Annotated in this window: 8 protein-coding genes; all 8 read left to right on the top strand. The window is 63.0% G+C overall.

Going from position 1 to position 10,473, the window contains the following annotated elements; translation table 11 throughout:
* Nucleotides 1-987: alkaline phosphatase family protein (locus ACE03M_RS11690; protein WP_485934064.1), on the top strand; the 987-nt coding region annotated here is incomplete at its 5' end.
* A 69-nt stretch (nt 988-1,056) separates the two neighbouring features.
* Nucleotides 1,057-2,337: a methyltransferase gene (locus tag ACE03M_RS11685; protein WP_485934063.1), complete on the top strand. Its 1,281-nt coding sequence runs from the start codon at nt 1,057-1,059 to the stop codon at nt 2,335-2,337.
* Nucleotides 2,338-2,391: 54 nt separating this feature from the next.
* Nucleotides 2,392-3,636 (top strand): 5-(carboxyamino)imidazole ribonucleotide synthase, encoded by a 1,245-nt coding sequence (locus ACE03M_RS11680; RefSeq protein ID WP_485934062.1) that lies wholly within the window; start codon nt 2,392-2,394, stop codon nt 3,634-3,636.
* A gap of 136 nt (nt 3,637-3,772) precedes the next feature.
* Complete coding sequence (purE, locus tag ACE03M_RS11675) at nt 3,773-4,246, top strand: 5-(carboxyamino)imidazole ribonucleotide mutase (protein WP_143921456.1); 474 nt, start codon at nt 3,773-3,775, stop codon at nt 4,244-4,246.
* Between the two features lie 37 nt (nt 4,247-4,283).
* A complete protein-coding gene (locus ACE03M_RS11670; RefSeq protein WP_485934310.1) occupies nt 4,284-5,432 on the top strand; it encodes an acyl-CoA dehydrogenase family protein in 1,149 nt (382 codons plus the stop codon).
* Nucleotides 5,433-5,738: 306 nt separating this feature from the next.
* Complete coding sequence (locus tag ACE03M_RS11665; protein WP_485934061.1) at nt 5,739-7,259, top strand: LCP family protein; 1,521 nt, start codon at nt 5,739-5,741, stop codon at nt 7,257-7,259.
* Nucleotides 7,260-7,522: 263 nt separating this feature from the next.
* On the top strand, nt 7,523-10,045 hold the full coding sequence (locus ACE03M_RS11660) for an N-acetylmuramoyl-L-alanine amidase (RefSeq protein ID WP_485934060.1): 2,523 nt from the start codon (nt 7,523-7,525) through the stop codon (nt 10,043-10,045).
* Nucleotides 10,042-10,350 carry a C40 family peptidase gene (locus ACE03M_RS11655; protein WP_485934059.1) on the top strand — a complete coding sequence of 103 codons (309 nt, stop codon included), beginning with the start codon at nt 10,042-10,044 and terminating at the stop codon, nt 10,348-10,350. Before ACE03M_RS11660 ends, ACE03M_RS11655 begins: the two co-directional genes overlap by 4 nt.
* Nucleotides 10,351-10,473: the final 123 nt, after the last annotated feature.

Below are 10,473 nucleotides of genomic sequence, written 5' to 3'. Positions count from 1 at the left end.
GTCCTCATCGACGGTATGGGGGAGAGCCAGCTCAAGCAGTACAGCGGCTACACTCCATTCTTCCGGTCTCTGGCGGCCTCACGACGGACCCTGTCCACAGGGTTCCCCTCGACGACCGCGAACTCCTTGTCTTCGTTGGCCACAGGGCGTCTGCCCGGCGGCCACGGCGTCGTCGGATACCGCGTCCTCGACCCAGCCAGAGACGCTGTGTTCAACCAGCTGACCTGGGACCTCGACGTCGACCCGGTTGCCTGGGTGCCTGATGCGACCCTGTTCGAGCGACTCACCGCGGCCGAGGTCGACGTGGTCAGCCTCGGCGAGGCGAAGTTCGCCGGTCGCGGCCTGAACCGTGCTTCCCTGCGTGGGGGCCGGTTCCGGGCGTCGAAGACGCTCGAACAGCGCTGCGCTCAGGCCATCGAAGAGGCGAAGGCTCCCGGCCGTCGGCTGGTCTACCTCTACTGGGGCAACCTCGATAAGACGGGCCACGTCCACGGATCGAACTCCCTGCAGTGGACCGAGGAGCTCGAACACGTCGACCTGGCACTGTCGCAGCTGGCCAACGGTCTGCCGGCCGATTCGACGATGATCGTCACCGCCGATCACGGCATGGTCGACATCGATCACAACCTACGTCTCGACCTTGCCGATGCTCCTGAACTGCGGCAGGGAGTCAGGCATGTCGGCGGCGAACCGCGCGCCGTCCACCTCTATGCCGCTCAGGGCGCCGAGGCTGACGTCTGCTCGGCCTGGACCGAGACAGTGGGGGACAGGGCGCTCATCCTCAGCCGCGATGAGGCCATCCGGCGCGGCTACTTCGGTCCTGTCGACCCCCGCTTCCGCCAGCGCATCGGGGACTTCATGGTCATCTGCCAGGACGAATTCGCCATCGTCGACTCGGACAACGAATCCGCCTCCGCTATCGCGCTCATCGGCCACCATGGGTCGACGACGGAACGCGAACTCCACATTCCCCTGCTCGTGGTGTGAGTCGGGTCCGTGAACAGAGTTGTGTGATGAACGGAGCCTTTCGATGAGCAGCGCCTTCAGGAACCCACAGTGACAGAACCCGGATCCTCGGCGACCGCACTCGGCTGGACTGAGGACGGAGCCCAACGATCGGCGACCTGGCATTCGGAGAACCAGTCGGCCGCCCCGGCACAGGTGACGGTCATCAGCGACGACATCGCCGCCGATGCCGCCTACCGACTGGCCCGGTCGGGGACCGGGCTGCTGTGGCGCGGGGACTATCACAACGGCCGTCAGCTGCTGCAGGCGATGGACCGCCGTTTCAAACGCCACAGTGCCCGCCACGGCGGCGGCAAACATGGAGCCGGCAAGCGCGCTGGCCGCAAGCTGGGCAACCCGGGCGGCGGTGATGCTGGAGGACCGAGCGATGCAGGAGGCCTCGACGTTGCGGCTGCCTTTCAAGCACAGCGTCGATACATTGCTCAACGAGCCCGTCTGCTTGGTGCACTGATCGTCGAACTCGACGGCGACTACCTGCTGAACCTGCGCCGAGCTCCCGATGTGAGCTTGGCCTGCGAGGCCGCCTACGGCCCGTCGACGGGACCGATGTGCGTCTCGCTGACCGAGCTGAACGGGGTGCTCAGCGCCTACCAGTGGCAGCTCAAGGGCGTGGCCATCCCCGCCCTCGGCGAGGACATCCACCCGAGATATGGTGTGTTCTCCCCGATCCGCGGCGAATACGTCGACCTCGTCGCCCAGACGCCGTTTCCCGAGTCCGGCACTGGCAGCTCCTCCGCACCGAAGTCACCCACGTCGACCTCTTCTGCACCGAAGACGGCCTTCGACCTCGGCACAGGCACCGGCGTCCTCGCCGCTGTGCTGTTGCGCCGCGGTGTCGAACGGGTCGTGGCCACGGACATCAATCCGCGCGCGGTCACGTGTGCCCAAGAGAATCTGGACCGCCTCGGTCTCGCTTCGTCCGCCGAGGTGGTCAAGGCCGATCTCTTCCCGCAGGGACGCGCCGACCTCATCGTGTGCAACCCGCCGTGGCTGCCTGCCCGTCCGACGTCTGCCCTCGAGGCCGGCATCTACGACCCGGGATCCGATGTGCTCCACCGCTTCATCGACGGGCTGGCTGCGCATCTGAGCCCGTCGGGCGAGGGATGGCTGATTCTGTCCGATCTTGCCGAACGTCTTGGCCTGCGGACCCGAGAGGAACTGCTCGAACGCATCACCGCTGCCCGCCTGCGAGTCCACGATCGGCACGATACGACCCCGCGCCACCCCCGTGCCTCGGATCCCGGGGACGAACTCCACAGGGCCCGCAGCGCCGAGGTCACCTCGCTGTGGCGCATACGACTCTCCGACTGAGGGCAGGACTCGCATGCTGAACCTGTGCGCCTCATGTCCGCGGCGGACGATAGGATGGCGAACGTGACTTTTCCTCGTGTTGGTGTCATTGGCGGCGGCCAATTGGCACGTATGCTTGCCCCTGCCGCAGAAGCCCTCGGCATCCGCTTCTCGGTCCTCGCCGAGACGGCTGATGCTCCGGCCACACAGGTCATCAATGAGGTGAGCGTCGGAGACTATACGGACTTCGCGACCCTCAAGGCCTTCGCCGAGACGGTCGACGTGGTGACCTTCGACCATGAGCATGTTCCTCCCGAACATCTGCAGGCTCTCGCCGAGGCGGGCCATGTTGTCCGCCCGGGACCGCAGGCCCTCATCTTTGCTCAGGACAAGATCCTCATGCGCAGGAGAATGGACGAACTCGGCCTGCCGAACCCGGCCTGGGCAGAGATCACCTCGCGCACCGATGTCGAATCATTCGCGCAGCGAGTTGGATTCCCCTTTATCCTCAAGACGCCTCGCGGCGGCTATGACGGCAAGGGCGTGCGTGTCATCGACTCCATCGATGAGGCCGTGACCTGGCTCGACGAGGTCGGGCAGCTGCTCGCCGAGGAGAAGGTGGACTTCACCCGCGAGCTCGCCGTCATGGTCGCACGCTCCCCGATGGGCCAGACTGCGGTGTGGCCAGTCGTTGAGACCTGGCAGCAGAACGGCGTGTGCAAGGAAGCCATTGCTCCCGCACCGGGACTGGCAGCAGGCAAATCCAGAGAGATCACCGAGGCGATCCTCAAGGTCGCCGGTGCTCTCGACGTCACCGGTGTGATGGCGATGGAGTTGTTCGAGACCGCCGATGGCTTCCTCATCAACGAATTTGCGATGCGTCCCCACAACACCGGTCACTGGACCCAGGATGGGGCCGTCACCAGCCAGTTCGAACAGCATCTTCGCGCGGTCCTCGACCTGCCCCTGGGCAGCCCTGCGGCCCGTGAGGACGTCTCTGTGATGGTCAACATCCTCGGCGCCGACCACGACGACCTCTACCACCCCTATCTGCATGTGATGGCCCACGACCCTGCGGTCAAGGTCCACCTCTACGGCAAGGGCGTGCGCCCGGGCCGTAAGGTCGGCCATGTCAACGCCTACGGACGGGACGCGGATCTCGTACTGGCTCGCGCCCGTCATGCTGCGGACTTCATCGCCGGCATCGACATCAACCCGCATCCGCAGATGCCGGCCCCGGCAGATCTCGACGCAAACACGACGCCATCGGCCGATGACTCCGCTGGCACTGCCGCCACCTTCAGCGACGAAAGGGCCTGATATGCCTCCAACGAATGACGACGGATCCACGGGCAACGAGAACTCCGCGGCCAGCCGGAACGCGGGGACCGCCTCGGCGCCGGGAGCTGCGGAATCGGGCGCAGCGGAATCAGACTCCGCTGTCGTCGGAATCGTCATGGGTTCGGACTCGGACTGGCCGACGATGAAGGCCGCGGCCGAGGCCCTCGACGAACTGGGCATCGGGTCGACCGCTGAGGTCGTCTCTGCCCACCGCATGCCCGAGGACATGGTCGAGTGGGCCAAGACCGCCGCAGACCGCGGCTTGCGCGTCATCATCGCCGGCGCCGGGGGAGCGGCCCATCTGCCCGGAATGATCGCCTCGATGACCTCGCTGCCCGTCATCGGCGTTCCCGTCCCGCTGAAATACCTCGACGGCATGGACTCCCTGCTCTCGATCGTGCAGATGCCCGGAGGCGTCCCGGTGGCCACTGTCTCGATCGGCGGAGCCAAGAACGCAGGACTCCTCGCCGCCCGAATCCTCGGCGCCGGTGACACCGATGCAGCGGCGGCAATCCGCGGTCGACTCGACGAGCATCGAACCCAGCTGCGGCAGCTCGCTCTCGACAAAGGGCAGGCGCTGCGGCGATAATAGGGGTACTTAACGATCGATCAGTAATAGGAGAATGATGTTCGACCTCTACCAGCCCAGCGAAGAACACGAAGAGATCCGCGCCGCAGTGCGCAATGTCGTCGAGAAGAAGATCACTCCCTTTGCCGCCGAGGTTGACGCCGATTCCCGCTACCCGCAGGAGGCCCACGACGCTCTGGTCGAGACCGACTTCTTCGCAGCCCACATCCCCGAAGAGCACGGCGGGGTGGGCGCTGACGCGCTGGCAGTGGCCATCATCATCGAAGAGGTCGCACGTGGATGCGCTTCGTCATCACTGATCCCGGCCGTGAACAAGCTCGGCAGCATGCCTGTCCAGCTCGGCGGCAGCGAAGAGATCAAAGCGAAGTACTTCCCGCAGGTTGCTCGCGGTGAGGCTGGATTCTCCTATGGGCTCTCAGAACGCGAAGCCGGATCCGACACGGCCTCGATGAAGACCCGGGCCGTGGCCGATGGCGACGACTGGATCCTCAACGGTGTCAAGACCTGGATCACGAACGCCGGAGTCTCCAACTATTACACCGTCATGGCCGTGACCGACCCGGACGGTGCGCGCGGCCGCAATATCTCCGCCTTCGTCGTCGAGAAGTCCGACGAGGGATTCACCTTCGGTGAGAAGGAACGCAAGCTCGGCATCAAGGGATCGCCGACACGTGAACTCCTCTTCGACAATGTCCGTCTGCCCGGCGACCGCATCATCGGTGACCCCGGTGAAGGACTGAAGATCGCTCTGCGGACTCTGGATCACACTCGCGTGACGATCGCCGCACAGGCCGTCGGCATCGCACAGGGCGCTTTGGACTACGCGGTGAACTATGTGAAGGAACGTCAGCAGTTCGGCAAGGCCATCGCCTCGAACCAGGGAGTCCAGTTCATGCTTGCGGACATGGGCATGAAGCTCGAAGCTGCTCGTTCGCTGACCTACACCGCTGCGGCCAAGAGCCAGCGCTTCGACGACGACCTCACCTATTTCGGAGCTGCAGCGAAGGCCTTCGCCTCGGACGCAGCCATGGAGATCACGACCGATGCCGTGCAGCTGCTCGGCGGTGCCGGTTATGTCGTCGATCATCCTGTCGAGCGGATGATGCGTGACGCGAAGATCACACAGATCTACGAAGGCACCAACCAGATCCAGCGCATGGTGATGGGTCGCAAGCTCATCGGCTGAGGCCAGACCCGCCTAGGCTGTGAGAGACCAGGCTTCGAGGAAGACGGCCATCGCTTATGGGCGGTGGCCGTCTTCGAGCCTGCGCTCCCACACTGAGGCCCACAGATCGCGTGGCTGTGATCAAGTACACCTGCGATGACGCGACATGCGCAGGGCAAATGTGCCGGAATCCCTGGTTCGCACGCGCCACAATGGATGAACACAGTGGACTCTCCAGAAGGTTTGGCACAGTAGTCTGTGTCGCCGCGGTCTTCAGGTCCGCGCGGGTGGCCATAACAGCAACGAGCGCGAGGTAAAGGTAGGTCAGTGGCAGAAACGAGATACGTCGACCCCATTCATCACCCGTCGTACGCTTCACAGCCGACGAGGGATGTACGGGCGTGGATTCTTCTCCTCGTCACGGTACTCATTCCCGGGGGAGTGCAGCTGCTGTTCCGGTCTCGTCGCTGGGCCAAGATCTCGCTGTCGATCACCGCAGTCACCTGGATCCTCGCGATCATTGCTCTGATCGTGATTCTCATCGACAAGAAGTTCCTCTTCACGATCGGCACGAACCCCTTCCTGCTGACGTTCCTCACAATCTGGCTGCCGGTCATCGCCGTCAACTGGATCGTGTGCCTCTTCGACACCTTGCGCCGGATCAAGCTGGTCACACTGTCCGCGAGGGCACGCAAACGCTTCCTCGCCGCGTTCTGCGCCCTGGTCCTCGTCGTTGTCGGCCCGCTGGCCTGGGGCACGACCCTGCTGGACTCCCAGCGCGGATTGATGGCTGACCTCTTCGCCTCCGGGAAAGCCGCGAAGCCCGTCGACGGTCGCTACAACATCCTTCTCCTCGGCTCAGACGCCGGCAAGGGGCGCACCGGCATCCGCCCGGATTCGCTGTCTTTGGTCTCGATCGATGCGAAGACCGGCAAGACGGTCATCGTCGGCCTTCCGCGCAATATGGAGAACGTGCCGTTCCCCGAGGACTCGCCGTTGCACCAGTACTACCCGCAGGGGTACAACTGCGGCGACGAGTGCCTGCTCAACGCGGTCTTCCAGCAAGGTGAGCGACACAAGGACGAGTTCGAGAACCCGAAGCGAGCAGGTGAGCAGGCCACGATGGATGCCACCTCCGCGATCACCGGCCTCGAAGTCCAGTACTTCGCCATGGTCAACCTCAAGGGATTTGAGAGCCTCATCGACTCCCTGGGCGGAATCACCCTCGTCTCCGGTAAACGGGTGCCGATCTCTTCGAAGGTCGATCCCAACACGGGCGAGCATGGCCCGGTCAAGGGGTGGATCGAGCCGGGCAAGCAGAAACTCGACGGCTTCCACGCTCTGTGGTTTGCCCGCTCCCGTGAGTTCTCCAGCGACTACGAGCGGATGGTCCGGCAGCGCTGCGTGCAGACAGCGATGGTCAAACAGCTCGATCCCGCCACCGTTCTGACTCGGTACCAGGAGATCGCCAAGGCCACCCCAGGAGCGCTGGCGACGGACATTCCCTCTTCCGAGGTGGACGACTTCGTGGACCTGGCACTGAAGGTCAAGTCGCAGAAGATCGAGTCGCTTGACCTCACTCCGCCCAACGTGACACCATCACAGCCTGACTTCGACGCCGCGAGGTCCTTGATTGCGGACACGATCGAAAAATCGTCTCAGGATGCTGAGAAGGACAAGGGCGCCCAGAGCGCCCCTGGCGATACGTCCGGAGCCGTTGCAGGGGTGAATGCGAGCCGTGGGCTCACAGCCGGAAGCACCACCCAGGTCAATGCGCAAAGTGGTAGTGAAGACGGCTCTGACGAGGGCGAAGAGAGCGCAGAGAGAGCCATCTGCTACGTGCCCTGAGATGTCGATCACCCAGCCGAGCTTGTGCGCCGACCGTGCGAAGCAGGGAATTTCGGAGGATTCTGGGAAAAACTTTCCCTCGGTGTGTCCCTTGCAAACGCTGGGAACCACACCGGTGTAATTTGGTTATTTTGTTATTTGGCTAGTCTGACACGCCGTATATGTGTAACAATTTTGAGATGTTGGGATTACCCACCGTCCTACCAACGGTGAGATGATTCCAGGGCCTGAACTTCCCTGACTTCCTCGAAAAGGCTGTAACGATGAAATACTTATTGCCCACAGTCGCGGGCTGCGCTTCAGTCGCACTCGTCGGCACCTTAGCGGTCACGGCACCGACTGCCTTCGCGGCGTCGACTGAGCCGGAAGTGACCCAAGAGGCGCTGAGCGTGAGCGAAGACGGACTCAACGTCCCCGGCGCCCGTGATTCCAGTGACTCCTCTGCCAACGTCGCCAATCAGAGCGCAACCAGCAACCTGCCGAACATCTTCAAATCGCAGACCGCTGCCGCCTCGACACAGGTGCCAGCAGTCGTCAACGCGAGTTCGGGCGCCTCGGCTGCTGCCGGTTCCATAGGGTCGGTCAACCCCGTCTCTGCAGGACTGTCCGCACCTGAGGGTGAGAGCGAAGCCGCTGAATCGGAAGCCTCCACCCCGAAGGCTGACCCATCGGCACCCGCTGAAGACTCCGAGAAGAAGGATGACGCGTCCGAGGACACGAAGTCCGAGGGCTCTGAATCATCGGAGGAGTCGAAGGACAGCGACGATATCTCGGGCTCGGTGCGTCAGAAGACCGAAGACGGCGTCAACATCGCGCTGATCTCCGACGTCCTCGACGTTCCATCCAAAAACCCCAGCCTGATCGGCTTCACCTTCTCCGAGTCGACGTCCAACATCCGCATCCAGATCCGTGTCAAGAGCGGATCTGATTGGGGCAGCTGGGAGTCGCTCGACGAGGAGAAGCAGGAGCAGGCGAAGAACGAAGGTTCCGAGCCTTTCACCGTCAACAGGGCCTCCGGTGTGCAGATGCGCATTCTGGGCGACAAGGCACCCAGCGATGCCGAACTCGTTCTCGTCGATCCGAAGCAGAATCCCAATGATGCTGCGGCCGTGGCCGAGAACGATCCGGTGGAGATCGAGCCGCAGAGCTCCGATCCCTCCGAAAGCGCAGCAGACACCTCAGAGACGACACCCGGCTCGACTGAGGCTGCCGCGAGCACCGAGACTGTGGCTGCATCAGGTCAGGCCTCGGTCACCAATCAGAACTACGTACCGGGATCCTCGTCCACGAACAACGTGGCCAAATCCGCCAAGGTGCCGAAGCCGAAGATCGGCTCGCGCGATTCGTGGGGTGCCAAGGCATACAACGGAAGCCCCGACTACGCCAGCAGCGTCAAGCAGGCTGTCGTTCACCACACCGCCGGTTCGAACAGCTACTCGGCTGAAGACGTTCCCTCGGTCCTGCGCGGTATCCAGTCCTACCACCAGTCGGGTCGAGGCTGGGATGACATCGGATACAACGTCATCGCCGATAAGTACGGCCGTCTCTGGCATGCCCGCGGCGGCGACATCAAGAAGGCCGTGATCGGTGCTCACGTGGCCGGCCACAACTCCGGTACATTCGGCATCTCGGTGCTCGGCTCCTATGACAAGTCGGCCCCGCCGAAGAAGACCAGGGATGCTGTCGCCTCGGCGATTGCCTGGAAGCTGTCGCTCGATGGCGTCAAGCCGAGCAAGTCGACCGTCGTCGCGCACCGCGACCTCGCGAACACCAGCTGCCCCGGTGACGCCTTCTATTCCAAGATGGGCGAGATCCGTTCAACTGTCACCGACATCATGAAGTCCGGCGATCTGCCGTCCGATGAGAAGAAGGACGACAAGAAGAAGGACGATAAGAAAGACGACGGCAAGAAGGCAACGCCGAAGCCCAAGACTGCGATCGAGAAGTACGCCGCTGACCACAAGAAGGAACTCGGCAAGGCCACTGGCAAGGAACACGATGTCAAGGGCGTTGACGGAGCACGTGCTCGCTCCTACGAGAAGGGCAACGTCTTCTGGTCCAAGAAAACCGGTGCATACCACCTGACCGGAGCGATCAAGAACTCGTATAAGGGTGACGCTGTCACCCAGCTGGGCCTGCCCACCTCGCAAGAGAAGGGCGGCCTGAAGGGCGGGGGATCGGCGCAGTCGTTCCAGAAGGGCAAGATCTACTGGTCGAAGGACACCGGTGCTCACTACACCACCGGCACGCTCCTGAACTATTGGGGTGACAAAGGTACTGTCAAGGGCCACCTTGGTTACCCCGCGTCGGATCCGGTGTACAAGGACGGACGAGGAGAGCAGCTGTTCGAAGGTGCCCGACTCGTCTGGGCCGAGGGCTATGGAACCACAGAGTTCTCGCCCACCGGAACCATTGAAGGCGGCGTAATCGACGACAATGGTCCGGGCGACACCGATGATGCCAATGCTTCCGGTGGTGCCGATGAGTCGGCACCACCGGGGGACAGCGCCCCGATGGCGGTTCGGCTGCAGACTCCGGGGAAGGTTCTACAGACGACAAAGACGCCAAGGATTCGAAGGACGATAAGTCCAAAGACGACGACAAGTCGGACAAGCCCAAGGATGACAAGAAGGACGATAAGTCCAAGGATGACGATAAGTCGGACAAGCCCAAGGATGACAAGAAGGACGATAAGTCCAAGGATGACGACAAACCGTCAAAGGCTGAGAAGATCCAGGCTCAGCGTGACTCCATCGTCAGTGAGGCGAAGGCTCACCTCGGTGTGAGGTACGTCTGGGGCGGAACCTCACCGACAAAGGGCTGGGACTGCTCGGGCTACACCCAGTACGTCTACGCCAAGCACGGCATCAAACTGCCGCGCACCACCAGCCAGCAGCGCAACGCCGGCACGGTCATTCCTGCCAGTGAGGCCAAAGCAGGCGACATGATCTGGATCCCCGGCCACATCGGCATCATCTCTGAGACCAAGGGACAGATGTACGATGCGGGCTCGTCTCGGACGAACACGACGAAGCGCAGCTACAGCTGGATGCTCGATCGTGGAGCGAAGGTCATTCGCGTGGTCGGCTGACGGCAGCACGGTGACATCGGCCGAGTCAGACTCGGCAGAGAGTCCCAATGCCTCGCGGTCGGTTCTGGAAAGAACCGGCCGCGAGGCATTTTCTGGTCCGGTTCACCTGCGACTTGGGCCCGG

Source organism: Brevibacterium sp. AGC70 (assembly GCF_057334195.1).
This window is presented reverse-complemented; position numbering and strand designations above follow the sequence as displayed.

Bases quoted from the DNA above. Each gene is read 5' to 3' on its own strand.
- ACE03M_RS11670 (WP_485934310.1), top strand. From the start codon at position 4,284: ATGTTCGACCTCTACCAGCCCAGCGAAGAACACGAAGAGATCCGCGCC.
- purE (WP_143921456.1), top strand. From the start codon at position 3,773: ATGGGTTCGGACTCGGACTGGCCGACGATGAAGGCCGCGGCCGAGGCC.
- ACE03M_RS11660 (WP_485934060.1), top strand. From the start codon at position 7,523: ATGAAATACTTATTGCCCACAGTCGCGGGCTGCGCTTCAGTCGCACTC.
- ACE03M_RS11680 (WP_485934062.1), top strand. From the start codon at position 2,392: ATGGCGAACGTGACTTTTCCTCGTGTTGGTGTCATTGGCGGCGGCCAA.